We start from the raw sequence: 22,116 nt of genomic DNA, 5'->3' as shown, positions 1-22,116 counted from the left end.
GCGTCAACGCCGCTCCGCGCAAGAGATGGAAGACGCGCGTCGCCTGCTCTTCCGAAAACGAGGCTGAGGCACAGATGGATCTGGAAAAGCTGATCGACCCCGAATCGATCGCCCCCGCCCTGCGCGCGTCGAGCAAGAAGCAGATGCTTCAGGAGCTGGCCAACCGCGTGGCCGAGCGCAACGCGCTGGACGCGCGCAGCCTGTTCGACGCGTTGATGGAGCGCGAGCGTCTGGGCGCGACGGCCATGGGCCGGGGCGTGGCGATTCCCCATGCCCGCATGCCGGGCGTCGATCGCATGACCGCCTATTTCGCGCGCCTCGAAAAGCCCGTCGACTACGACGCGCCCGACGGTCTGCCGGTGGATCTGGTGATGATGCTGCTGGCGCCCGAGAATGCGGGCGCGGACCATCTGCGCGCCCTGGCGCGCGTCTCGCGCCTGCTGCGCGACGAGGGGCGCTGCGCCAAGCTGCGATCGACCTCGGATCCGGCGGCGCACTACGCGCTGCTGGTCGAGGATCTGGCCTCGTCGAACGCCGCCTGAGGGGGCGCCGGCGGGGCGGGCCAAGGGCGGCGAGGCCGCCCTCAGTGCACGTGGACCGGTTTGCGGTCGTGCTGGCGCGCCAGCTTGAAGGCCAGCTTGCAATCGTCGGTCAAGGCCAGCCGCGCGCCCGAAGCGGCGTCGTGGATGGCGTAGATGCGGCTGTTGCCCGACGCGACCGCCTCGGGCGGAAGCTCGTCCTGACGCAGCTCGCGCACATAGACGATCCGCTTGTCGTCCGGGCCCAGACCCTCGATGAAGAACGGCTGTTTGGGCATGTTTCGGTTCCTTCCCTGATCATCCTTTCCCGCGGGCGATCTCGATCTTGCGCACCACGGTTTCGGGCTGCGCGCGTTCGAGGTCGATGTGCAGAAGGCCGCGCTCGAGCCGGGCGCCGACCACCTCCATCCCGTCGGCCAGCACGAAGCTGCGCTGGAACTGACGCGATGCGATCCCGCGATGAAGGAACACGCGCCTTTCGGCGTCCTCGTCCGACTGACGGCCGCGGATCACCAGCTGGCTGTCCTCGAGCGTGACGGACAGGTCGTCTTCCGAAAACCCCGCCACCGCCAGCGTGATGCGGTAGGCGCTCGGCCCCGTCTGTTCGATGTTGAAGGGCGGGTAGCCGTCGGCGCCCGACTTGGCGGTGCGCTCCACCAGGCGTTCGAGCTGTTCGAAGCCCAGGAGGAAGGGGTGCGAGGCGAATGTCATCTTCGACATCGGGCGTGTCCTTGTTGCAAGCGACTGCGAGGGCGGCCCCTGCTCAGGCGACCGCTCTCGAGGCAAATATGGGAAGCGTTCCAGCGCATTGCAACCGGCGCGGGGTCGGCGGCGCGGGGCCGGCCCGCCCTGGCCGCGGGGCGCATGCCGGGGCGTTCGGGCCGGGCCTTGCCCGCCGCGCCTCATTGTCCGGGGCGGGCGGCCTCGAAGGTCAGGGTCGGGCCGGCGGATGCGCGGATGACCAGCCGTCCGTCCCGGACCTCGGCGCTGCGGGCGCTCAGGAGGCCGTCGAGCAGGCGGTTCTCCTCGTCCTGGTCGGGGCAGGTCGCCCGCGTCACCGCCAGGCCCACGACGTGAAACGCCGCGCCCTCGCGCCGGTAGCGGCCGCGGATGGCGTTGCACGGGCCCTGGGCGTTGACGGCGCCGTCGGCGAAGACCGCCCGCGTCGCGGCGCGGGCGGGGCGCCCGTCGATGGCCGCCAGCAGCCACACCGCGTCTTCGGGCGCGCGCGGGGCGGCGGCGCGCGCCTCGGGCGGCGCCTGGCGAGGGGCGGGGGCGGCGCAGGCGGCCGACAGCGCCGCGGCGGCCAGCGCCAGGGCGCGCGCGGCCCGTCTTGCGGGGCGGGCCGCGCCCATGATGCGGGGCGGGTTCAGGGCCGAGCCTCGAGCAGGCGGCGCGCGATCACCTGGGCCTGGATCTCGGCCGCGCCTTCGAAGATGTTGAGGATGCGCGCGTCGCACAGCACCCGGCTGATCGGGTATTCCAGCGCGAAGCCGTTGCCGCCATGGATCTGCAGGCCATTGTCCGCGCAGGCCCAGGCGACGCGCGCGCCCAGCAGCTTGGCCATGCCGGCCTCGAGGTCGCAGCGCCGGCCGGCGTCCTTCTCGCGCGCGGCGTAATAGGTCAGCTGGCGGGCGATCATGATCTCGACCGCCATCATCGCCAGCTTGGAGTAGACGCGCGGGAAGGCGATGAGCGGCTTGCCGAACTGCTTGCGCTCCTGCGCATAGCGCAGCGCCAGCTCCATGGCGTTCTGCGCCACGCCGATGGCGCGCGCGGCCGTCTGGATGCGCGCCGATTCGAAGGTCTGCATCAGCTGCTTGAAGCCCTGGCCCTCGACCCCGCCCAGCAGGTTCTCGGCCTTGACGCGGAAGCCGTCGAAGCCAAGCTCGTATTCCTTCATGCCGCGATAGCCCAGCACGGGGATCTCGCCGCCGGTCATGCCGGGGGCGGGGAAGGGGTCTTCCTCCGTGCCGCGGGGCTTCTCGGCCAGGAACATCGACAGCCCCGCGTAATTGTCGGTGTTCGGATCGGTGCGCGCCAGCAGCGTCATGACGTCGGCGCGCGCGGCATGGGTGATCCAGGTCTTGGCGCCGGTGACGACATATTCGTCGCCCTCGCGCACGGCGCGGGTGCGCAGGCTGCCCAGGTCCGAGCCGGTGTTGGGCTCGGTGAACACGGCGGTGGGCAGGATCTCGGCGCTGGCGATCTTCGGCAGCCATTTCGCCTTCTGCTCGGGCGTGCCGCCGCACAGGATCAGCTCGGCCGCGATCTCGGAACGCGTGCCCAGGCTGCCGACGCCGATATACCCGCGCGAGAGCTCTTCCGAGACCACGCACATCGCCGTCTTGCCCATGCCCGAGCCGCCATATTCCTCGGGAATCGTCAGGCCGAACACGCCCAGCGCGCCCATCTCGTCGATCAGCTCGAGGGGGATGAGCTGGTCTTTCAGGTGCCATTCATGGGCGAAGGGGGCGACCTTCTCGTCCGCAAAGCGGCGGAACTGGTCGCGGATCATCTCGAATTCCTCGTCGAGCCCCGTCGCGCCGAAGGTGGCGGCGCCGTCCTGGGCGACCATCAGCTCGACCAGGCGGCGGCGGGCGGCGTCCGAGGCGCCATGCGCGGTCAGCCGCTCGACCGCCTCGGTCATGAGCGCGCGGCGGATCTGCTGGTCGGCGCCAAGGTCCTGAAGGCGCACGATCTCGCCCTGGCTCATGGGGATGCCGCCGTGGATCTGGCTCAGATACTCGCCGAAGGCGATCTGCAGGATCAGCTTCTCGATCTCGCCCAGGCGCCCTTCGGCCTCGAGCCGGCGGGCCCAGTCCAGCATCTCGCGCAGCGATTCGACATAGGTGGCGAACCAGCTCAGCCCGTGGGCGGCGAACTGGTCCTGCTCGAGCAGCGCGGCCGAGGGGCGGCCCTGTGGGGCGACGCGCGCGGCCAGCGCCTTGCGCGCGGCGTCGAGCGCGGCCTGCGCCGCGGGCAGGGCGGCGGCGGCCAGGTCGAGGAGATCGGGCAGGACCGCGGGCGCGGCTGCGGCGGGCGCGTTGTCGAGGGCGGCGGCCTGGGTCATCGAGCGTCCTTCCTGCTGCGGCCGCGCCGGGCGGCCGATGTTGCGGTGCGCAAATCATGCTGCGCTGCGCCGAAAGCTAGCGTCGGGCCGAGGAAGCGTCAAGCGCGCGGCAACATAGTTTTGCGCGATGCGCGGGGTGGGGAATTTTCTTGCGCGCGCTTTTGCGGGCGAGGCGAGGGCGGCGCGGCGACGACGCGGGGCGCGGCCGCCGCGCCGGCGGGCTGGCGGGGCGCTGGCGGCGGAGACTGGCGGCGGAGACTGGCGGGGGGCGAGACGGCGCGCTATGGATCGCGGATGATCGACGCGCTCGAACAGCTTTGCACGCAATTCGGCGCCGCGGCGGTGGCGGCGGCCTTTGCCGTGATGTTCCTGGGCGGCTTCACCAAGGGCGCGGTCGGCTTCGCCCTGCCGATGATCGCAATCTCGGGGGTGGGATCGGCGTTGTCGGCGCAGCTGGCGATCGCGGCGGTGATCGCGCCCTCGGTGGCGGCCAACCTCTGGCAGACCTTTCGCCAGGGGCTGCGGCCGGCCCTGTCCAGCATGCGGCGCTTCTGGGTGCTGAACGCGACGATGTTCGCCACCATCGCCGCCTCGGCGCAGCTGGTCACCATGCTGTCGGACCGGGCGCTTTACATGATCCTGGGCTGCGGCGTGACGGCCTTCGGCGCGGTTCAGCTGGCCGGCTGGCGCCCGCCGCGCCCGCGCGGGCGCTCGGCCGCGCTCGAGGCGGCGGTGGGGCTGGTCGCGGGTTTCTTCGGCGGGCTTTCGGGCGTGTGGGGGCCGCCGATCCTGATGTATCTGGTCGCGCTCGAGCTGCCCAAGGCCGAGATGGTGCGCGCGCAGGGCGTCGCCTTTCTGCTGGGATCGCTGATCCTGGCGGCGGCGCATCTGCGCTCGGGGCTTCTGGCGGGAACGGGCGGGGCGCTGTCGCTGTGGATGGTCCTGCCCGCCGCGGCCGGGATGGCGGCGGGGCTGGCGGCCCATGACCGGCTGGACCAGCGGCGCTTTCGCCAGGCGACCCTGGCGGTGCTGACGCTGGCGGGGCTGAACCTGCTGCGCCGCGCCTTGTTCTGAAGGCGGGGCGCCGAGGGGCGCGCGCGGCCGGCGCGGTCTAGCCCAGCCGCGCCGCGCCGTCGCGGCGGTGGTCGCCCGCCGCCGCCACGCCTCCGCGCGCATCGCGCAGGGCGGCGTGCACCCCGCCGAAGAACATGCTGTCGCGCGGCCATGGGCGCGCCTCGGGAAAGGCGGCCAGAAGCTCGGCGCGCTGATCTTCGGGAAAGCGGTCCTCGAAATCGACCTGCGGATCGCGCGCGCCCTCGACATGCAGGCGCGGCGCCGCGAGGGCGACGTCGGGGGGCGCGCCCTCGTCCAGGATCAGGCGCAGCGTCTGCGCCATGGCCGTGCGGATCCGGTTCGAGCCGCCCGAGCCGATGGCCATCACCGCGCCATCGGGCCACGAGACGACCGCCGGCGCCATCATCGAGGCAAGGCGCGCGTCCTCGGGCCAGGCGTCGGGGCCGTCGGGGCACAGGTCCTCTTCGCCCAGCATGTTGTTGGGCATGATCCCGCAGCCCGGCGCGATCAGCCCGCAGCCCTCGCCGTTCGACAGCGTCAGCGCCGCGGCGAAGCCGTCGCGGTCCACCGCCGAGACATGGGTGGTGCCGCGCGTCGCGGCCCTGGCGCCCGCAAGGCGCGCGCGCCACAGCGCCAGCGATTCCCCGGACAGAAGCCGCGCGGCCCCGGCCGCCGCATCCTGATCGATGCCGCTTTCGAGCCGCGCGCGGGCGCTCAGCGCGAAGGCCCGCGCAAGGTCGATCGCCCGCGCCCCCGGCCCGAGCAGCTCGAGCGCGAAGGCGCTCAGCGCCCCGCCCAGCGCCGGCGGCGGGTTGAGGTCGATCCGCGCCCCCGCGCGCCGGACGCTCAGCGGCTCGCGCCAGATCGGGGCGTATCGGCGCAGGTCCTCGGCCGTCAGCGCCCCGCCCTCGGCGCAAAGCGACAGCAGCGCGGCGGCCACTTCGCCTTCGTGCACGAAGCGCGGCCCCTCGATGGCGAACACCTCGAGCACGTCGGCCAGCTCGGGATTGCGCAGCGTCTCGCCGGCGGGCGCGGGGGCGTCGCCGCGGAAATACAGCGCGCGCGCGGGCGCCGAGGCGCCGAAGATGGGCGCGACGATGCGCAGCACCTCGGCCTGGAAGTCGGTCAGCGCCACGCCCTCGCGCGCGGCCGCGACGGCGGGGGCGGCCAGCTCGCGCATGGGAACGCGGCCGAAGCGCGCATGCGCCTCGGCCAGTCCGCGCGCGACCCCTGGCGCGGCGATCGTGCCCGCGCCGATGTGGAAGGCCTGCGTGGCGTCGCCGAAATCGGCGTGGATCTCGCGCAGGTCCAGCTCGCGCGCGGGGGGGCGGCGGCGCGGCGTGTGCACGAAGAAGTCCAGCACCTGCGCCTTGCCCCGCGGCGGGCGCACGGTCAGGAAGCCGCCGCCAAGCAGCGAGGCCAGCACCGGCTCGGCCACGCAGGCGGTCAGCGCGCCGGCGATGCAGGCGTCGACGGCCGAGCCGCCCTCGCGCAGCACGGCGGCGGCGGCTTCGGCGGTCAGCTGATGTCCGGCGGCGACGGCGAAGGCGGCGGTCATGGCGAGGCTCCTGTCAGGGCGGGGGCGGCGCGATGCGCCCGGCAAGGGTTTAGCCGCTCGCGCCCGGGCGCGAAAGGGCCGCGGCGGGGCATGGGCGCGCCGCGGCCCGCCCGCGCCGACGGGCGACGCGCAGGACGGGCCAGGGCGGGGGCCAGGGCGCGGCCGCTGCGGGCTGCGCAGGGACCGGCGCGCCGGCCCGGCGAGCGGCAGGCGCGACCATTGCGCCGTTGCCGCAAGGCGCAATGGTCGCTACATGCAGTGCCATGAGATCGATCTGGGAACTGGCCAATCCGGCCCGCTTCATGCGCCTGTCCGCCGCCGCGCTGCCCTGGTGCGCGGGCGGCGCGGCGTTGGCGCTGCTTGTGGGGACGGTCTGGGGCTTCTTCCTGACGCCCGACGACTACCGGCAGGGCTCGACTGTCAAGATCCTGTTCGTGCACGTGCCCTCGGCGCTGATGGCCATCAACATCTACGCGATGATGGCCGTGGCCTCGGTGATCTGGCTGGTGCGCAGGCATCACGTCTCGGCGCTGGCGGCGAAGGCGGCGGCGCCGATCGGCGCGGCCATGACCGCCATCGCGCTGGCGACGGGCGCCATGTGGGGCCAGCCCATGTGGGGCGCGCCCTGGGTCTGGGACCCGCGGCTGACCTCGTTCCTGATCCTGTTCCTGTTCTATGTCGGCTACATCGCCCTCTGGGCGGCGATCGAGGACCCGGACGCGGCGGCGGACCTGACCTCGGTGCTGTGCCTGGTGGGAACGGTGTTCGCGGTGGTGTCGCGCTATGCGGTGCTGTTCTGGAACCAGGGGCTGCATCAGGGCGCATCCCTGTCGCTGGATGCGAAGGAGAACGTCGACGACGCCTTCTACTGGCCGCTGCTGGCCATGATCGCGGGCTTCGCGCTGTTCTTCCTGGCGCTGTTGCTGCTGCGCACGCGCACCGAGATCCGCCGCCGCCGCATCCGCGCGCTGCGCATGGCGCGCGCCCGCGCCGAGGAGGCGCGCGAGGGCGCGCTGGAGGGAGCCGCCGATGTTGCCTGACCTTGGAAAATACACGCTTTACGTTCTGGGCAGCTGGGGCGTGACGCTGGCCGTTCTGGGCCTCGTCGCCCTGTTCAGCGCCATCGAGGCGCGGCGCGTGCGGCGCGAGCTGGAAGCGCTCGAGGCCGAGGCCCCGCGCCGTCCGCGCTGAGCGCCTTTCGCCCGCCCCGAGCCACGCAAGGAGCCTGTCCATGTCCCAACGGCCGCCGTCCTTTTTCGCCCGCCATCGCATGGCCCTGCTGCCGCTGGCCGTGTTCGCGCTGATCGCGGCGATGTTCTGGGGCGGGCTCGGGCGCGATCACGAGACGCTGCCAAGCCCGCTCGTCTCGAAGCCGGTTCCCGAATTCTCGCTGCCCGGCCTGCGCGAGGGCGAGCCGCCGCTCGACTCGGCGCTGCTGCGCGCGCCGGGGGTGAAGATGGTCAACATCTGGGCCAGCTGGTGCGGCCCCTGCCGGGTCGAGCACCCGTTCCTCATGCAGCTCAAGGCGCTGGGCGTGCCGGTTTACGGCATCAACTACAAGGACAGCCGCGCCAATGCGCTGCGCTTCCTCGAGGAGGAGGGCGACCCCTTCGCGCAGGTGGGCGCCGACGAGAAGGGCCGCGCGGCGATCGAGTGGGGCGTCTACGGCGTGCCCGAAAGCTTCGTCGTCGACGGCCAGGGGCGCATCGCCTACAAGCATGTCGGCCCCATTCAGAACGACGATCTCGAGACGAAGATCCTTCCCGCCCTGCGCGCCGCGGGCTGGCAGGGCTGAGGGCGCCGCGCCCTTCGCCCCGGCTCGGCCGAAGGGGCGGCCCACCGGCGCGAACCCGCCTGCGCGAACCCGTCGCCGGCCGGCGCGCCGCCCTTCAGCCCTGCGGGGGCGCGTCGTCGGCCTTGTCCTCGGGCGCGGCGTGGCGGCGCAGCAGGCCCGTCTGCGCCGCGATGAAGGCCAGCGAGATCAGCGGACTGCCGAAGGTCTTGAACGAGACCCAGAAGGCTTCGCTCTGCGTGCGCCAGACCAGCTCGTTCAGCGCCGCCATGAACACGAAGAACAGCGCCCAGCGGCGGGTGAAGGCCATCCACCCCTCGTCGGTCAGCGACAGCGCGTCGCCCATCAGGTAGCGGATGTAGGACTGCCCGCGCAGCAGGCCCCAGCCCAGCATGGCCGCGAAGATCAGGTTCACGATGGTCGGCTTCATCTTGATGAAGGTCGCGTCCTGAAGCCACAGCGTCAGCCCGCCGAACACCGTCACCACCACCGCCGTGACCACGGCCATGCGCGGCAGGCTGCGCGTCAGCGCCCAGCTCGCGGCCAGCGAGGCCAGCACCACGGGCACGAACACCGCCGTGGCGGTGAAGATGTCGCTGCGGCTGTAGGTGACGAAGAAGACGGCGATCGGCCCGAGTTCGAGCGCCATCTTGACGAGCGGGTGGGGGTGCTTGGTCTGCGGCATGGCCTTGCCTTAGCCCGAACCGCGCCCCGCGTCGAGCGTCGCCGCGGGGCGCGGGGCCGTCAGGGGCGCTCGGCGAACAGGCACAGAAGCTGCAGCGCGATCGTCGCGCCCGCCAGCGCGGTGATCTCGGCCACGTCGTAGGCGGGGGCCACCTCGACCACGTCCATGCCCGTCAGGCGGATGCCCGACAGCCCGCGCAGGATCGCCAGCGCCTGCCAGCTGGCCAGCCCGCCGCAGACGGGCGTGCCCGTGCCCGGCGCGAAGGCGGGGTCGAGGCAGTCGATGTCGAAGGTCAGATAGACCGGCGCATCGCCCACGCGGCGGCGGATGGCCTCGGCCGCGGCGGCCGCGCCGCGCTCATGCACCTTGATCGCGTCGTAGACCTCGATTCCCTCGGGGTCGTCGTTGGTGGTGCGGATGCCCACCTGGATCGAGCGCGCGGGGTCGATGATTCCCTCCTGCACGGCGGTGTGGAACATGGTGCCGTGGTCGATCCAGTCGGGATCGGCCTTCCAGGTGTCGGTGTGCGCGTCGAACTGCACCAGCGCCAGCGGCCGGCCGAGCCGCGCGGCATGCGCGCGCAGGGCGGGGTAGGTGGTGAAGTGATCGCCCCCGATGGCCAGCGGCGTGGCGCCGGCGTCCAGGATCGCGCCCATGGCCGATTCGATCTGGGCGGGAATCGAATCGGGGCGCCCGTGGGGAATGTGCACGTCGCCCCAATCGACCACGTTCAGCCGCTCGAACGGATCGAAGGCGCTGGGCCAGAAGCGCGACCAGCCCAGCTGCGCCGAGGCCGCCCGCACCGCCCGCGGGCCGAAGCGCGCGCCGGGCCGGTTGGTGACCGAGGCGTCGAAGGGCACGCCGACCACCGCCACGTCGGCGCCGGTCAGGTCGCGCGCGTATTTGCGCCGGCAGAAGCTGAGCGCGCCAGAGAACATCTGCTCGTCATGGGTGACGGCCTTGGGGTCTTCGGCCATGAAGGCGTAGTCGCGGCGATGGGGATCGGTCATGAATCGGCTCCGGTTGGGCGGGCGTGTTGACATGGGATGCGTTTGTGATCACAAAATAGGAAAACCGGCGGGAGAGCAAGATGGACGAAGGGGCGACCGCGCATGAGCGCGTCTATCGGCGCCTGCGCCGGAAGATCCTGCATGGCGAGCTGGCGCCCGGCCAGGCGGTGACGCTGCGCGGCGTGGCGGCCGAGCTGGGCGTGTCGATGACCCCGGTGCGCGAGGCCGTGCGCCGCCTGGCGGCCGAGGGGGCGCTGGCGATCTCGGCCTCGGGGCGCGTCTCGGCGCCTGTGCTCACGCCCCAGCGCGTCGAGGAGCTGGCCGCCATCCGCGCGCTGCTCGAGCCCGAGCTGGCCGCGCGCGCCCTGCCGCGGGCGCATTTCAGCCTGATCGAGCGGCTCAAGCGCATGGACGCCGAGATCGACGACATGCTCGAGAACGGCGACGCCGCGGGTTATGTGCGCGCGAACATCGAGTTCCACCGCACGCTTTACCTGCGCGCCCACGCGCCCGCGATGCTGGCCGTGGCCGAAACCGTCTGGCTGCAGATGGGGCCGTCCATGCGCGCCCTGTATGGGCGCATCGGGATGGGCCGGGTGATGGACTATCACCGCAAGGCCATCGCCGCGCTGGCGGCGGGCGACGAGGCCGGGCTGCGCCTGGCCATCCGCGCCGACGTGCGCCAGGGGCTGACGCTGCTGTCCTCCGAGGGGCTCGACGCCGCCTGAACCGCCCGAGGGGCCAGGGAAATTTCGCGGCGGACCCGCGCCGTCCGCATTGCAAGGGAAACGACATGACGCTGCACCGCAACATCCGAACCACGGCCGAATACCAGGCCATCGACGCCGCCCATCACTGGCACCCCTTCACCGACACCAAGGATCTGAACGCCAAGGGCGCGCGCGTGATCGTCAAGGCCGAGGGCGTGTGGCTGACCGACAGCGAAGGCGCGCGCATCCTCGACGGCATGGCCGGGCTGTGGTGCGTCAACGTCGGCTATGGCCGCGAAGAGATCGTCGAGGCCGTCGCCCGCCAGATGCGCGAGCTGCCCTACTACAACACCTTCTTCCAGTGCACCCATCCCGCCGCGGCCGAGTTCGCCGAGGCCCTGTGCGCCCAGGCCCCGGCGCACATGAACCGGGTGTTCTTCACCAATTCGGGTTCCGAGGCGAACGACACCGTGTTCCGCCTTGCGCGGGTCTACTGGGACTGCATGGGCAAGCCCTCGAAAAAGATCTTCATCGCCCGGCGCAACGGCTATCACGGCTCGACCGTGGCCGCGGCCAGCCTCGGGGGCATGGCGCCGATGCACGCCCAGTCCGGCCTGCCCATCGAGGGCGTGCGCCATATCGGCCAGCCCTACTGGTTCGGCGAGGGGCGCGACAGCGGCATGACCCCCGAGGAATTCGGCCTCGCGCGCGCGCGCGAGCTCGAGGCCATGATCGACGAGCTGGGCGCCGACAATGTCTGCGCCTTCGTCGCCGAACCTATCCAGGGCGCGGGCGGCGTCGTCATCCCGCCCGACAGCTACTGGCCCGAGATCCAGCGCATCTGCCGCGAGCGCGACATCCTGCTGGTCGCCGACGAGGTGATCTGCGGCTTCGGGCGCACCGGCGCGTGGTGGGGGTCCGAGACCTTCGGCATCGAGCCCGACCTGATGCCCATCGCCAAGGGCATGACCTCGGGCTATCAGCCCATGGGCGGCGTGCTCATCTCGGACCGCGTCGCCGGGCCGGTGATCGACAAGGCCGGCGAGTTCTTCCACGGCTTCACCTATTCGGGCCATCCGGCGGCGGCGGCGGCGGGGCTGGCCAATCTGCGCATCATGCAGGAAGAGCGCCTGGTCGAGCGCGCCGCTCGGATCGCCGCGCCGCGCCTGGCGCAGGTCTGGCGCGCGCTGGCCGACCATCCGCTGGTGGGCGAGGCGCGCTGCCGCGGGCTGGTCGGCGCGCTCGAGCTGGTGCGCTCGAAGCCCGACATGGCGCGCTTCCCCGAGCATGTGGGCGCGGGGGCGCTGTGCCGCGACCTGTCCGTGCGCAACGGGCTGGTCATGCGCGCGGTGGGCGACACGATGATCATCGCGCCGCCGCTGGTGATCTCGGAGGACGAGATCGACGAGCTGGGCGCGCGCGCGCGCCGCACGCTCGACGATCTGGCCGAGCGGCTCGAGCGCGAAGGGGCGCTGTGAGGCGCTGGCTGCGGCTGGGCGCCCATCTGGCGGCGGCGCTGTCGGTGGCGATCGCCGCGGCGCTGCTGTTCGGTCCGCGCGCGCGCTTCGACGACGCCGCCGCGCCGCCCGCCCTGCCGGAATTCGCGCGGCTGGAAGCGTGGCTGGCCGCGCGCGAGGCCGCCGTGCCCGGCCTGCGCCCCGGCGCGCAGAAGGAGATCGTGTGGGCCAACCCGGCGGCGCCGGCGCCGACGCCGGTTTCGGTTGTGTATCTGCACGGCTTCTCGGCCACCAAGCAAGAGCTGCGCCCGGTTCCCGACCTGGTGGCGCGCGCGCTGGGGGCGAACCTGTTCTTCGCGCGGCTGCGCGGGCATGGGCGCGACGGCGCGGCGCTGGCGCAGGCCGACACGCGCGCCTGGTTCGAGGACACGGCCGAGGCGCTCGAGATCGGCCGCATGCTGGGCGGGCGCGTCCTGGTCATCGCGACCTCGACCGGCGGCACGCTGGCGGCCATGGCCGCGCTGCGCCCCGACTGGATGACGCGCGTCGGGGGCATCGTGCTGGTCTCGCCCAATTTCCGCGTCCGCGCGGCGGGGGCGGACCTGTTGACGCTGCCCTTCGCCGATCCGGTCCTGCGCCTGGTCGCGGGCGACGAGATCGTGTCCGAGCCGCTGAGCGAAGGGCATGCGCGCTGGTGGACGCTGCGCTATCCCTTCGAGGCGCTCTTGCCCATGGCGGCGCTGGTCAAGGCGGCGCGCGCGGCCGATTACGCAAGGGCGCGCACGCCGGCGCTGTTCATCTGGTCGCCCGAGGATCGGGTGGTCGACCCCGCCGAGACCGAGCGCGTCTTCGCCGCCTGGGGCGGGCCCAAGGTGGCGCACAAGGTCGCCCCCGGTCCGGGCGACGATCCGAACCGCCATGTGCTGGCCGGCGCCTTGCGCAGCCCGGGCATGACCGTGCCCGTCGCGCAGCGCATCATCGGCTGGGCCTGGGGCGTGCTGACGCTGTGACGCTCCCGACGATGCGGCGCGGCGGTCCCCGACGGCGCGGCGGCCTTGGGCGATGAGGCGCGCTCCGCCGCGCCCGCTTCCGCGCCCCGCCTCCGGTCCCGCGTCTCTGGTCCCCCGCCTCCGACCCCCGACCGCGGCCGCCGATGGCGCGGTCAGGCCTCGGGGCGCCGGGGCGGGCGGCGCAGCTCGACCGGCAGCGGCGTGCGGAAGTTCACGTCGCGCTGGGGGAAGGGTATCTCGATGCCGTGCGCGCGGAACAGGCGCCAGATGTGCAGGTTGACCTCCGAGGCCACGTTCGACACGCCCCCCTCCGGGTCGTCGATCCAGATGCGCAGCTCCAGATCGACCGAGCTGTCGCCGAAGCCGCGCAGCAGGCACACCGGTTCGGGCGCCCTGAGCACGCGCGGCGTCCGCCTGGCGGCGTCCAGGCACAGCTCCATGGCCTTCTCGACGTCCGAGCTGTAGGCGACGCCCACCGAGATCGAGCGCCGCACCGCCTTGTTCGAGTAGGTCCAGTTCGTGACCGGACTGGTGATGAGCAGCTCGTTTGGGATCAGCGTCTCGGTGCCGTCGCGCGCCTGCACGGCGACGTAGCGCGCGCCCATCATCCGCACCACGCCATAGGTGGCGCCCGAGGCGGTCTCGATCTCGATCACGTCGCCGGGCTTGAGCGAGCGGTCCGCCAGCAGCGCGAAGCCCGCCACCAGGTTGGCGACGGTGCGCTGCATGCCAAGGCCGATGCCCACGCCGATCGCGCCCGAGAAGATCGCCAGCGCCGTCAGGTCGATGCCCGCCGCGCCGAGGCCCGCCGTGATGGCCAGCGCGATCGCCAGGTAGCGCGCGGCCTTGCCGATCAGCACCCGCATCGAAGGGCTCATGGCCCGGGCGCGCTGCAGCCGGCCCTCGAGCAGCCCGGACGCCAGGTTGGCCCCCCAGACCAGCGCCGCCGTCAGCGCCGCGCCCTTGAGCGCCGACCAGGCCGTGATGCGCGCGCCGCCCACGTTCAGCCCGATCTCGCGCAGCGTCTCGACGGTGGGATCGAGCAGCCCCAGCGCGTTCAGCGCCGCCACGCTCCACGCGCACCAGGCGAAGGCCGACGCCCAGCCCGCGCTCGGGATCAGGACCGTGACGATGCGGATCGCCACCCAGGCGTTCACCAGGCTTGCGGTCAGGCGCAGCAGCGCCACGGGCTGGCCGAAGTCGCGCAGAACGGCCATGGAGATCCACATGCCCGCCGTCCACGCCACCGGCAGGCTGATCGACGAGGCGGTGCGCAGCGCCTGACGAAGCAGCCGCGGCATGGGGCGCGCGGCGATGCGCTCGAGCGCGCGGCGGATCAGCCGATGCGCCAGGAACGCCGCCGCCAGCGCCGCGGCCATGGCCGCCAGCTGGTAGGCGCTGGCCAGCGACAAGAGCCGCGCATCCAGCCAGTTCAGCGCCTCGAGCGCCAGGGCGCGCGCGCTTGCGGCGAGCGGCGCCAGTTCTTCTTCCATCGATCGCCCTTTCGCGGTCAGGCGTCCTTGCGCCCTCAGGACAGAATGACGCCCGCCGCCGCCAGCGCAAGCCCCAGAAAGCCCAACGCGACCGAGGCGAGGTTCGCGGCCTGCAGCCGGGCAAGCCGCCTGCGCGCGGCTTCGGCGTCGGGGGCCTGGCGGCGCAGGCGCAGCGCCTGGACGATGCACCAGATCAACCCGCCCAGCCCCGCAGCCGCCATCGCCGCGCCGATCCAGATGAGAATGGCCATGCTTGCGCTCCTTTCGCGCGCCGCCGCCCGGCGGCGGGGCGGCGCGCCCGCGCCGCCCCCGGGTTGCCGTTCACTCGGGCGGGCGCCCGCAGCCGCCGCCCGAGGGCGTGTCGAGCCAGAACACGTCGCCCGCCGCCATCTCGCGCTTGTCGGCCGAGCGCAGCTCCTCGACCGAGCCGTCGGCGCGCACGACGCGCGTGCGCCCGACCTCGCCGGGGGCGCCGCCGTCCAGCCCCGGCGGGGGCACGACGCGGTGACCGGACAGGATCGCCACGGTCATCGGCTCGAGAAAGCGGATGCGCCGGCGCGTGCCGTCGCCGCCATGGAACAGGCCCTTGCCGCCCGAGCCGCGGCGGATCGAGAACTCTTCCAGCAGCACCGGGAAGCGCCATTCCAGCACCTCGGGATCGGTCAGGCGCGAGTTGGTCATGTGCGTGTGCACCGCCGAGGTCCCGTGATGCCCGCGCCCGTCATTGAGCCAGCCCGCGCCCGAGCCGCCGCAGATCGTCTCGTAATACTGGTGGCGCGCGTTGCCCCAGGTGGTGTTGTTCATGGTCGATTGCGCCGCCGCCTGCACCCCCAGCGCCAGGAACAGCGCCGAGGTGACCGCCTGCGACGTCTCGACATTGCCCGCGATCACCGCCGCCGGGTATTCGGGCGACAGCATCGTGCCCTTGGGCAGGATGACCCGGAGCGGCTTCATCACCCCCTCGTTCATGGGGATGGCGTCGTCCACCAGGCAGCGGAAGACGTAGAGCACCGCCGCGCGGGTCACGGGCTCGGGGGCGTTGTAGTTGGTGGGCAGCTGGGCCGTCGTGCCGGTGAAGTCGATCGTCGCCTCGCGGCGTTCGCGATCGACCGTGATCTTCACGCGGATCTCGCGCGGGCGCCCGTCATAGTCGGGGTCCATGGGATAGACGTATTCGGCGTCCTTCAGCCGCGTGATGGCCCGGCGCACGCATTCCTCGGCGTTGTCCTGCACGTGGCGCATGTAGGCGCGCACCACGTCGAGGCCGAAATGGGCCACCATCTTGCGCAGCTCCTGCGCGCCCTTGGCGCAGCTGGCGACCTGGGCCTTGAGGTCGGCCAGGTTCTCGGCCGGGTTGCGCGCCGGCCACGGCCCGGACGAGAACAGCGCCAGCGTCTCTTCCTCGCGCAGGCGGCCCCGATCGACCAGCTTGAAGTTGTCGATCAGCACGCCCTCGTCCTCGACCCTGCGGCTGTCGGGGGGCATCGAGCCCGGGGTCAGCCCGCCGACGTCCGTATGGTGCCCGCGCGCGGCGACGTAGAACAGCGGCGCGTCGCCGGCCTCGTTCCACACGGGCATGACCACGGTGATGTCGGGCAGATGCGTGCCGCCGTTGTAGGGCGCGTTCAGCGCGAACACGTCGCCCGGCTTCATGTCCGGGTTCTGGCGCATGATCGCCTTCACCGAGGCGGCCATCGAGCCCAGATGCACGGGCATGTGCGGGGCGTTGGCGATGAGGTCGCCGCGATCGTCGAAGACGGCGCAGGAGAAGTCGAGCCGCTCCTTGATCGTGACCGAGACGGCGGTGTTCTCGAGCACGGCGCCCATCTGCTCGGCGATGGACATGTAGAGGTTGTTGAAGACCTCGAGCATGACCGGGTCGGCCTCGGCGCCGACGGCGCGGCGGTCGGGGCGCGGCTTGACGCGGCGCAGCATGACATGGTCATGGGCGGTGATGCGCGCCTGCCAGCCCTCCTCGATCACGATCGAGGTGTGCGGCTCGACCAGAACGGCGGGGCCCGTCAGGCGGTCGCCGGGGCGCATGGCCTCGCGGCGCACGAAGCGGGCCGGGCGCCAGGCGCCGTCGGAATAGATGCGGTCGGTCAGCGCGGTCTCGATCTCGGCCTCGTCGCGCTCGATCAACGGGTGTTCGGGTTCGGTCAGGTCGGCGGCCTGGCCCACCGCCTCGACGGCGACGGCCTCGATGACCAGCGGCTTGTCGCCCGGATCGAAGCCGAAACGGTCGCGATGGGCGGCGGCGAAGTCGGCGCGCATCCGCTCTTCCGTGCCGAAGGGGATGGGCAGGGCGGTGTCGGTTCCCTGGACCTTGAGCAGCGCCGTCGCCGTCAGCGCGATGCGGGCCGGGTCCACGCCCTGGGCCTCGACCTCGGCCGCGGCGGCCACCGACAGCCGGTCCAGATCCGCCGCCGCCTGCAGCCGCGAGGCCGCGTCCAGCCGCGCCTCGACCGCCTGCTGGCGCGCGGCGCGGATCTCGGCCAGGCCCATGCCGTAGGCCGACAGCAGCGAGGCCAGCGGGTGGATCAGGCAGCGCTCCATGCCCAGCGTGTCGGCGATCATGCAGGCGTGCTGCGCGCCGGCGCCGCCGAACACGGTCAGGCAGTATTCGGTCACGTCATGTCCGCGCTGGACGCTGATCTTCTTGATGGCGGCGGCCATGTTCTCGACCGCGATGCGCAGGAACCCGTCGGCCGTTTCCTCGGGCGTCTTGCCGATGCGCGCGGCGATGTCGGCGAAGGCGCGGCGGGTGGCCTCGACGTCCAGCGGCCGGTCGGCGTCGGGGCCGAAGATGGCGGGAAAGAATTCGGGCCTGAGCTTGCCGGTCATGACGTTGGCGTCGGTCACGGCCAGCGGCCCGCCGCGTCCGTAGCAGGCGGGGCCGGGGTCGGCGCCGGCGCTTTCGGGGCCCACGCGCATGCGCGCGCCGTCGAAGGTCAGCAGCGAGCCGCCCCCCGCCGCGACGGTGTGGATGTGCATCATGGGCGCGCGCATGCGCACGCCGGCGACCTCGGTGTGCAGCACGCGCTCGAACTCGCCGGCGAAATGGCACACATCGGTCGAGGTGCCGCCCATGTCGAAGCCGATGATCTTGTTCTCGCCGGCGATCTGCGAGGTGCGCGCCGCCCCGACCACGCCGCCGGCGGGGCCCGACAGGATGGCGTCCTTGCCCTGGAAGCGGCGCGCGTCGGTCAGCCCGCCCGAGGATTGCATGAACATCAGCTTGCCGCTCATGTCGCCCTCGAAGGCGGCGGCCACGCGGTCGACGTAGCGGCGCAGGATGGGCGACAGATAGGCGTCGACCACGGTGGTGTCGCCGCGGCTGACCATCTTCATCAGCGGGCTGACCTCGTGGCTGACGCTGACCTGGCCGAAGCCGGCCGCGCGGGCCAGCTCGGCGGCGCGGCGCTCGTGCGCGGTGTGGCGATAGCCGTGGATGAAGACGATGGCGCAGGCGTCGATCCCCTCGGCGCGCGCCTCGGCCAAAGCAGCGGCCAGGGCGCCCTCGTCCAGCGGGCGCTCGATCGAGCCGTCGGCGCGCACGCGCTCGTCCGCCTCGATGACGCGCTCGTAGAGCTGCTCGGGCAGGACGATCTCGCGCGCGAACAGGTCCGGGCGGTTCTGGTAGGCGATGCGCAGCTGGTCGCCCAGCCCGCGGGTGGTGACCAGAACCGTGCGGTCGCCCTTGCGCTCGAGCAGGGCGTTGGTGGCCACGGTGGTGCCCATCTTGACCGAGCGGATGCGGTCGGCCGGGATGGGCGCGTCGCGGCCAAGGCCCAGGAAGCGGCGGATGCCGGCCAGGGCCGCGTCCTCGTATTGCTCGGGGTTCTCGGACAGGAGCTTGGCGGTGCGGATCGCGCCGGACGGATCGCGCGCGACGATGTCGGTGAAGGTGCCGCCGCGGTCGATCCAGAAATCCCAAAGCTCCATCGTCGTCCTCCTGCCATGCGGGCCCCGAAGCGCGGGGCGCCCGCCTCATGCCTAGCGCCCGGCGCGGCGCGGCGCAACGCGCGCGCGGGCGGGCGCGCGGGGCTGGAGGCCCGGCCCGCGGCGGGATAAGGTCCGCCCATGTCCATCTGGTCACGCATCGGCGAGCTGATCGCGGCGTTGCGCCAGGGCGAGTCGCTCGCCTCGGTGTTCGACCGCCTGCGCACGCCCCCCGAACGGAGCGCCGGCTTCGCCATCGCCGTCATCGCGCTGGGCGCCAAGATGGCCAAGGCAGACGGCCGCGTCACCCGCGACGAGGTCGCCGCCTTTCGCGAGGTGTTCCGCATCCCGCCCCGCGACGAGGCCGCGGCCGCGCGCGTCTTCGACCTGGCGCGCGGCGACGTGGCCGGCTTCGAGGGCTATGCGCGGCGCATCGCGCGCATGTTCCGCGACCGCAAGGAGCCCCTTGCCCATCTGCTCGAGGGGCTGTTCCACATCGCCGCCGCGGACGGGCGATTCGACCCCGCCGAGGAGGGGTTCCTGCGCCGGGTGTGGGAGATCTTCGGCCTGGACGAGCGGGTCTGGCGCGCCCTGATCGCGCGCTACGTCCCCGGCGCGCCGCCCGACCCGTGGGAGGTGCTGGGCCTGAGCCCGGGCGCCAGCCTCGAAGAGGCGCGTCGCGCCCGCGCCCGGCTGGTGCGCGAGACCCACCCCGACCGTCTGCTGGCGCGCGGCGTTCCCGAAGAGGGAATCCGCCTGGCCAATGCCCGTATGGCCGCCATCAACGAGGCCTACGAGGCGATCCGCCGACATCACGAGGCGGCCGCGGCCGCGGGTCGCGCCGGCGCCGGTCAAGGCGCGGCCGCGGGCGACTGATGCCGGCGCGGGCGGAGCGGGGCGGCGGCGCGGGGGCGGCGCCGGACGCGGCCGGGCCGCGGGCGCGGGGCAGGGCGACGGATCAGGGGCGCGACGGATCGCGGGCGGCGCGGCCGGGGCCGCGAGGCGCGGCGGCCGGGCGCGGCTCAGCGCGCCTTGAGCGGCGCGAAGCCCAGATGCAGCCCCGCATCCACCGACAGGAGCTCGCCCGTCACGTGGCGCGCCGCGTCCGACAGCAGGAACAGGGCGGCGTCGGCGATGTCCTCGGCCTCGGAGGCGGCGCGCAGCGGGGTGCGGGCCTTCACCTGCTCGACCTGGCGGGCGTAGGCGTCGTCGTCCATCAGCTTGCGGAACCAGCGCGTGCCGATGAAGCCGGGGCAGATGGCGTTGACGCGGATGCTCGGCGCCAGCGCCCGCGCCAGCGAAAGGGTCATGGTGTTGAGCGCGCCCTTGGACGCCGCATAGGCCACCGACGAGCCGATCCCCGTCACCCCCGCGATGGACGAGGTGTTGAGCACCGCCGAGGCCCGCCCCGACGCCGCGGCCGCCGCCTCGAGCAGGGGGCGCATGGCGCGGGTGGCCATGAAGGCGCCGACCACGTTCACCGCGTAGACGTCCAGGAAGTCCTGCGCCGACAGCGCGTCCATGTCGCCATGATCGGGGGCGTGGCGGGTGATGCCGGCGTTGTTGACCAGCATGTCCAGCGCGCCCCAGTCGGCGGCGGCGCGGGCGAGGGCGGCGCAGCCCTCTTCGCGGGCCACGTCGGCCTGCACCACGCGCGCCTCGACGCCCAGCGCGCGGATCTCGTCGGCGGTGCGCTCGGCCTCGTCCAGGCTGCGCGCGCAGTTGACGATCACGTCCGCGCCGCGCTCGGCCAGCTTGAGCGCGATCGCCCGCCCAAGCCCCGTGGCCGAACCCGTCACCGCCGCGCGGCGGCCCTGCATGTCCTTCATCGCGTCCTCCTTGCCGGCCCGCCTGCGGGCCCGCGCCTTACGGACCCATCGATTCGGGCAGGAACAGCGTGATGGCCGGAACCAGCGCCAGAAGCGCCAGCCGCAGGATGTCGGCGACCCAGAAGGGCGTGACCCCGCGGAAGATCGTGGCGGTGCCGACGTCGCCCACCACGCCCTTGAGGATGAACACGTTCAGTCCCACCGGCGGCGTGATCAGGCTGATCTCGGTCACCACCACCACGATGATGCCGAACCAGACGGGATCGTAGCCCAGCCCCGTCACCAGGGGAAAGAAGATCGGCACCGTCAGCAGCAGCATCGACAGCGACTCGAACACGCAGCCCAGCGCCAGATAGACCGCCAGGATCAGCGCGATCACCATCCAGGGCGCGACGGCGTTCTCCTGCACCACGGCGCGCAGGGCCTCGGGCAGACCGGCGATGTTGACGAAGTTCGAGAAGATCCACGCCCCGATCAGCACCGCGAACAGCGTCGCGGTGGTGTCGGCGGTCTCGCGCAGGGTCTGGAAGATGCCGCGCAGGTCAAGCCCGCCGCGCGCCAGCGCGATCAGGAACGCGCCCGTCGCGCCCATGCCCGCCGCCTCGGTGGGCGAGAAGGTCAGGTGCAGCGGCCACACGTCCAGCGCGCCGTAAAGCCCGCCGATCACCAGGAAGAACAGCAGCAGCACCGCCCACACGTCGCGCAGCGCCGCCAGGCGCCCGCGCCAGTCGGTGCGCTCGCCCGCCGGGCCGGCGGCCGGGTTGCGCCGCACCGTCCAGGCCACGGCGGCCAGGTAGAACAGCACGCCCATCAGCCCCGGCACGATCCCGGCGATGAACAGCTTGCCGATCGAGGTCTCGGTCAGCAGCCCGTAGATGACCAGGATCACCGAAGGCGGGATCAGGATGCCCAGCGTGCCGCCCGCCGCGATGGCGGCGGTGGACAGGCTGTCGGCGTAGCCGTAGCGGCGCATCTGCGGCATGGCGACCTTGGACATGGTCGCCGCCGTGGCCAGCGACGAGCCGCAGATCGCCGAGAAGCCTCCGCACGCCACGATGGTGGCCATGGCCAGCCCGCCGCGCCGGTGCCCCAGAAAGGCGTGCGAGACGGCGTAAAGCTCGCGGCTCAGCCCGCCCTTGTTCACGAACAGGCCCATGAGCACGAACAGCGGCACCACCGACAGCCCGTAATCCTGCGCCGTGTCGATCAGCAGCCGGCCGGCCATCGAGACCGCGCCGCGCATGCTCGTCTCCATCGCGTAGCCGATCATGCCCACCAGCCCCATGGCGAAGGCGATGGGCACGCGCAGCAGAACCAGCCCCAGAACGGCGGCGAATCCGATCAGCGCCTCGGTCATGCGCCCGGCTCCTCTTCGCGAAGGGCGTGCGGGGCCAGCAACAGCAGCGCCCCGCGCGCGATCAGCGCCGCCGCCGCCGCCCAGGTCATCAGGCTGACGAAGCCGGCGGGCAGGTATTGGGGTATGTGCAGGTATTCGGTCATGTCGCCATAGGAGCGCGCGCGCAGCGCCAGCTTCCAGGCCTGCCCCGCCGGCCAGGTCAGCATCGCCCCGCAGGCCAGCGCCACCAGCGCGTCGCGCACCCGCCGCGCGCGGCCGCGAAACAGCGGGTCCAGAAGATCGACCGAGATGTGATCGCCCCGCGCCGAAACCACCGGCAGGCTCGAGAAGACGATGATCGCCATGAAGACGCGCGTCAGCTCGGTGGCCGCCTCGATCGGATCGTCCAGCGCCGAGCGCATGAGCACGTCGGCGAAGGTCATGAGCATGAGGGCGAAGAGCGCGGCGCAGGCCGCCGCGACGGGCGCTAGCGAGGCCAGACGCGCAAGGCGAAGGAACGCGGACATCGCGGGCTCCGGGCTGATGCGTCGGGAAAGGGGGGCGGGGGCGCGGCCCCGGGGCGCGGGCCCCGGGGCGTCAGGGCCGAT

General features: G+C 72.8%; 22 protein-coding genes. 9 read left to right on the top strand and 13 right to left on the bottom strand.

The window, feature by feature from the left end; genetic code table 11:
* Positions 1-74: 74 nt before the first annotated feature.
* On the top strand, positions 75-542 hold the full coding sequence (locus tag LY05_RS11280; protein WP_072747461.1) for a PTS sugar transporter subunit IIA: 468 nt from the start codon (positions 75-77) through the stop codon (positions 540-542).
* A gap of 41 nt (positions 543-583) precedes the next feature.
* On the opposite strand, the gene LY05_RS11275 is transcribed toward LY05_RS11280, so the two are convergent.
* From LY05_RS11275 to LY05_RS11260, 4 genes are all read right to left on the bottom strand, one after another.
* Entirely contained in the window at positions 584-817 is a 234-nt protein-coding gene (locus LY05_RS11275; protein ID WP_072747462.1) for a DUF1150 family protein, read from the bottom strand.
* Between the two features lie 19 nt (positions 818-836).
* Entirely contained in the window at positions 837-1,259 is a 423-nt protein-coding gene (locus LY05_RS11270) for an Hsp20 family protein (protein ID WP_072747463.1), read from the bottom strand.
* A gap of 182 nt (positions 1,260-1,441) precedes the next feature.
* The gene (locus tag LY05_RS11265; protein ID WP_148923230.1) at positions 1,442-1,894 is read right to left on the bottom strand and encodes an META domain-containing protein; all 453 of its coding nucleotides are present in this window, start codon (positions 1,892-1,894) and stop codon (positions 1,442-1,444) included.
* Positions 1,895-1,908: 14 nt separating this feature from the next.
* Positions 1,909-3,612 (bottom strand): acyl-CoA dehydrogenase family protein, encoded by a 1,704-nt coding sequence (locus LY05_RS11260; protein WP_148923229.1) that lies wholly within the window; start codon positions 3,610-3,612, stop codon positions 1,909-1,911.
* A 294-nt stretch (positions 3,613-3,906) separates the two neighbouring features.
* Here LY05_RS11260 and LY05_RS11255 point away from each other — a divergent pair, with 294 nt between their 5' ends.
* Positions 3,907-4,686 (top strand): sulfite exporter TauE/SafE family protein, encoded by a 780-nt coding sequence (locus LY05_RS11255; RefSeq protein ID WP_148923228.1) that lies wholly within the window; start codon positions 3,907-3,909, stop codon positions 4,684-4,686.
* Positions 4,687-4,723: 37 nt separating this feature from the next.
* On the opposite strand, the gene LY05_RS11250 is transcribed toward LY05_RS11255, so the two are convergent.
* Complete coding sequence (locus LY05_RS11250; protein ID WP_148923227.1) at positions 4,724-6,244, bottom strand: gamma-glutamyltransferase; 1,521 nt, start codon at positions 6,242-6,244, stop codon at positions 4,724-4,726.
* Between the two features lie 263 nt (positions 6,245-6,507).
* Here LY05_RS11250 and ccmC point away from each other — a divergent pair, with 263 nt between their 5' ends.
* Genes ccmC through LY05_RS11235 form a run of 3 tightly spaced genes read left to right on the top strand, consistent with a single transcriptional unit; the run spans position 6,508 to position 8,039 of the window.
* Positions 6,508-7,284, top strand: a complete 777-nt coding sequence (gene ccmC, locus LY05_RS11245) for a heme ABC transporter permease CcmC (protein WP_072747468.1) — start codon at positions 6,508-6,510, stop codon at positions 7,282-7,284.
* The gene (gene ccmD / locus LY05_RS11240) at positions 7,274-7,435 is read left to right on the top strand and encodes a heme exporter protein CcmD (protein WP_072747469.1); all 162 of its coding nucleotides are present in this window, start codon (positions 7,274-7,276) and stop codon (positions 7,433-7,435) included. Before ccmC ends, ccmD begins: the two co-directional genes overlap by 11 nt.
* A gap of 40 nt (positions 7,436-7,475) precedes the next feature.
* Positions 7,476-8,039, top strand: a complete 564-nt coding sequence (locus tag LY05_RS11235) for a DsbE family thiol:disulfide interchange protein (protein ID WP_245728509.1) — start codon at positions 7,476-7,478, stop codon at positions 8,037-8,039.
* A gap of 94 nt (positions 8,040-8,133) precedes the next feature.
* On the opposite strand, the gene LY05_RS11230 is transcribed toward LY05_RS11235, so the two are convergent.
* Together LY05_RS11230 and speB are read right to left on the bottom strand one after the other, a co-directional pair.
* Positions 8,134-8,721, bottom strand: coding sequence for a septation protein A (locus tag LY05_RS11230; RefSeq protein ID WP_148923226.1), 588 nt, complete (start codon positions 8,719-8,721; stop codon positions 8,134-8,136).
* Between the two features lie 59 nt (positions 8,722-8,780).
* Positions 8,781-9,731 (bottom strand): agmatinase, encoded by a 951-nt coding sequence (speB, locus tag LY05_RS11225; protein WP_072747471.1) that lies wholly within the window; start codon positions 9,729-9,731, stop codon positions 8,781-8,783.
* A gap of 80 nt (positions 9,732-9,811) precedes the next feature.
* Here speB and LY05_RS11220 point away from each other — a divergent pair, with 80 nt between their 5' ends.
* From LY05_RS11220 to LY05_RS11210, 3 genes are all read left to right on the top strand, one after another.
* The gene (locus LY05_RS11220) at positions 9,812-10,459 is read left to right on the top strand and encodes a GntR family transcriptional regulator (RefSeq protein WP_072747472.1); all 648 of its coding nucleotides are present in this window, start codon (positions 9,812-9,814) and stop codon (positions 10,457-10,459) included.
* A 65-nt stretch (positions 10,460-10,524) separates the two neighbouring features.
* A complete protein-coding gene (locus tag LY05_RS11215) occupies positions 10,525-11,919 on the top strand; it encodes an aspartate aminotransferase family protein (protein ID WP_072747473.1) in 1,395 nt (464 codons plus the stop codon).
* Positions 11,916-12,908, top strand: coding sequence for an alpha/beta hydrolase (locus LY05_RS11210; protein ID WP_148923225.1), 993 nt, complete (start codon positions 11,916-11,918; stop codon positions 12,906-12,908). Before LY05_RS11215 ends, LY05_RS11210 begins: the two co-directional genes overlap by 4 nt.
* Positions 12,909-13,060: 152 nt before the next feature.
* On the opposite strand, the gene LY05_RS11205 is transcribed toward LY05_RS11210, so the two are convergent.
* The 3 genes from LY05_RS11205 to LY05_RS11195 all read right to left on the bottom strand — a co-directional run bounded on the left by LY05_RS11205 (position 13,061) and on the right by LY05_RS11195 (position 18,346).
* Positions 13,061-14,401, bottom strand: a complete 1,341-nt coding sequence (locus LY05_RS11205) for a mechanosensitive ion channel family protein (protein ID WP_148923224.1) — start codon at positions 14,399-14,401, stop codon at positions 13,061-13,063.
* Positions 14,402-14,436: 35 nt separating this feature from the next.
* Positions 14,437-14,652: a hypothetical protein gene (locus tag LY05_RS11200; RefSeq protein WP_072747475.1), complete on the bottom strand. Its 216-nt coding sequence runs from the start codon at positions 14,650-14,652 to the stop codon at positions 14,437-14,439.
* 70 nt (positions 14,653-14,722) lie between these two features.
* Positions 14,723-18,346 carry a hydantoinase B/oxoprolinase family protein gene (locus tag LY05_RS11195; RefSeq protein WP_148923223.1) on the bottom strand — a complete coding sequence of 1,208 codons (3,624 nt, stop codon included), beginning with the start codon at positions 18,344-18,346 and terminating at the stop codon, positions 14,723-14,725.
* Between the two features lie 138 nt (positions 18,347-18,484).
* On the opposite strand from LY05_RS11195, the gene LY05_RS11190 reads away from it, so the two are divergent.
* Positions 18,485-19,219, top strand: coding sequence for a tellurite resistance TerB family protein (locus LY05_RS11190; protein ID WP_148923222.1), 735 nt, complete (start codon positions 18,485-18,487; stop codon positions 19,217-19,219).
* Between the two features lie 146 nt (positions 19,220-19,365).
* On the opposite strand, the gene LY05_RS11185 is transcribed toward LY05_RS11190, so the two are convergent.
* Genes LY05_RS11185 through LY05_RS11175 form a run of 3 tightly spaced genes read right to left on the bottom strand, consistent with a single transcriptional unit; the run spans position 19,366 to position 22,035 of the window.
* The gene (locus LY05_RS11185) at positions 19,366-20,172 is read right to left on the bottom strand and encodes an SDR family NAD(P)-dependent oxidoreductase (RefSeq protein ID WP_148923221.1); all 807 of its coding nucleotides are present in this window, start codon (positions 20,170-20,172) and stop codon (positions 19,366-19,368) included.
* Positions 20,173-20,209: 37 nt separating this feature from the next.
* Entirely contained in the window at positions 20,210-21,529 is a 1,320-nt protein-coding gene (locus LY05_RS11180) for a TRAP transporter large permease (protein ID WP_148923220.1), read from the bottom strand.
* Entirely contained in the window at positions 21,526-22,035 is a 510-nt protein-coding gene (locus tag LY05_RS11175; protein ID WP_148923219.1) for a TRAP transporter small permease, read from the bottom strand. The genes LY05_RS11180 and LY05_RS11175 overlap by 4 nt, the downstream gene beginning before the upstream one ends.
* Between the last annotated feature and the right edge of the window lie 81 nt (positions 22,036-22,116).

Origin of the sequence: Oceanicella actignis (assembly GCF_008124525.1) — a bacterium.
Taxonomy (GTDB): Bacteria; Pseudomonadota; Alphaproteobacteria; order Rhodobacterales; family Rhodobacteraceae; genus Oceanicella; species Oceanicella actignis.
This window is presented reverse-complemented; position numbering and strand designations above follow the sequence as displayed.

What these genes read in the sequence shown, in the direction of transcription:
- LY05_RS11265 (WP_148923230.1), bottom strand. Translation starts at nt 1,894, where the DNA reads ATGGGCGCGGCCCGCCCCGCAAGACGGGCCGCGCGCGCCCTGGCGCTG.
- LY05_RS11200 (WP_072747475.1), bottom strand. Translation starts at nt 14,652, where the DNA reads ATGGCCATTCTCATCTGGATCGGCGCGGCGATGGCGGCTGCGGGGCTG.
- LY05_RS11220 (WP_072747472.1), top strand. Translation starts at nt 9,812, where the DNA reads ATGGACGAAGGGGCGACCGCGCATGAGCGCGTCTATCGGCGCCTGCGC.
- ccmD (WP_072747469.1), top strand. Translation starts at nt 7,274, where the DNA reads ATGTTGCCTGACCTTGGAAAATACACGCTTTACGTTCTGGGCAGCTGG.
- LY05_RS11185 (WP_148923221.1), bottom strand. Translation starts at nt 20,172, where the DNA reads ATGAAGGACATGCAGGGCCGCCGCGCGGCGGTGACGGGTTCGGCCACG.
- LY05_RS11280 (WP_072747461.1), top strand. Translation starts at nt 75, where the DNA reads ATGGATCTGGAAAAGCTGATCGACCCCGAATCGATCGCCCCCGCCCTG.
- LY05_RS11230 (WP_148923226.1), bottom strand. Translation starts at nt 8,721, where the DNA reads ATGCCGCAGACCAAGCACCCCCACCCGCTCGTCAAGATGGCGCTCGAA.
- LY05_RS11250 (WP_148923227.1), bottom strand. Translation starts at nt 6,244, where the DNA reads ATGACCGCCGCCTTCGCCGTCGCCGCCGGACATCAGCTGACCGCCGAA.
- LY05_RS11180 (WP_148923220.1), bottom strand. Translation starts at nt 21,529, where the DNA reads ATGACCGAGGCGCTGATCGGATTCGCCGCCGTTCTGGGGCTGGTTCTG.
- LY05_RS11175 (WP_148923219.1), bottom strand. Translation starts at nt 22,035, where the DNA reads ATGTCCGCGTTCCTTCGCCTTGCGCGTCTGGCCTCGCTAGCGCCCGTC.
- LY05_RS11190 (WP_148923222.1), top strand. Translation starts at nt 18,485, where the DNA reads ATGTCCATCTGGTCACGCATCGGCGAGCTGATCGCGGCGTTGCGCCAG.
- LY05_RS11215 (WP_072747473.1), top strand. Translation starts at nt 10,525, where the DNA reads ATGACGCTGCACCGCAACATCCGAACCACGGCCGAATACCAGGCCATC.
- ccmC (WP_072747468.1), top strand. Translation starts at nt 6,508, where the DNA reads ATGAGATCGATCTGGGAACTGGCCAATCCGGCCCGCTTCATGCGCCTG.
- LY05_RS11260 (WP_148923229.1), bottom strand. Translation starts at nt 3,612, where the DNA reads ATGACCCAGGCCGCCGCCCTCGACAACGCGCCCGCCGCAGCCGCGCCC.
- LY05_RS11255 (WP_148923228.1), top strand. Translation starts at nt 3,907, where the DNA reads ATGATCGACGCGCTCGAACAGCTTTGCACGCAATTCGGCGCCGCGGCG.
- speB (WP_072747471.1), bottom strand. Translation starts at nt 9,731, where the DNA reads ATGACCGATCCCCATCGCCGCGACTACGCCTTCATGGCCGAAGACCCC.
- LY05_RS11270 (WP_072747463.1), bottom strand. Translation starts at nt 1,259, where the DNA reads ATGTCGAAGATGACATTCGCCTCGCACCCCTTCCTCCTGGGCTTCGAA.
- LY05_RS11275 (WP_072747462.1), bottom strand. Translation starts at nt 817, where the DNA reads ATGCCCAAACAGCCGTTCTTCATCGAGGGTCTGGGCCCGGACGACAAG.
- LY05_RS11205 (WP_148923224.1), bottom strand. Translation starts at nt 14,401, where the DNA reads ATGGAAGAAGAACTGGCGCCGCTCGCCGCAAGCGCGCGCGCCCTGGCG.
- LY05_RS11235 (WP_245728509.1), top strand. Translation starts at nt 7,476, where the DNA reads ATGTCCCAACGGCCGCCGTCCTTTTTCGCCCGCCATCGCATGGCCCTG.
- LY05_RS11195 (WP_148923223.1), bottom strand. Translation starts at nt 18,346, where the DNA reads ATGGAGCTTTGGGATTTCTGGATCGACCGCGGCGGCACCTTCACCGAC.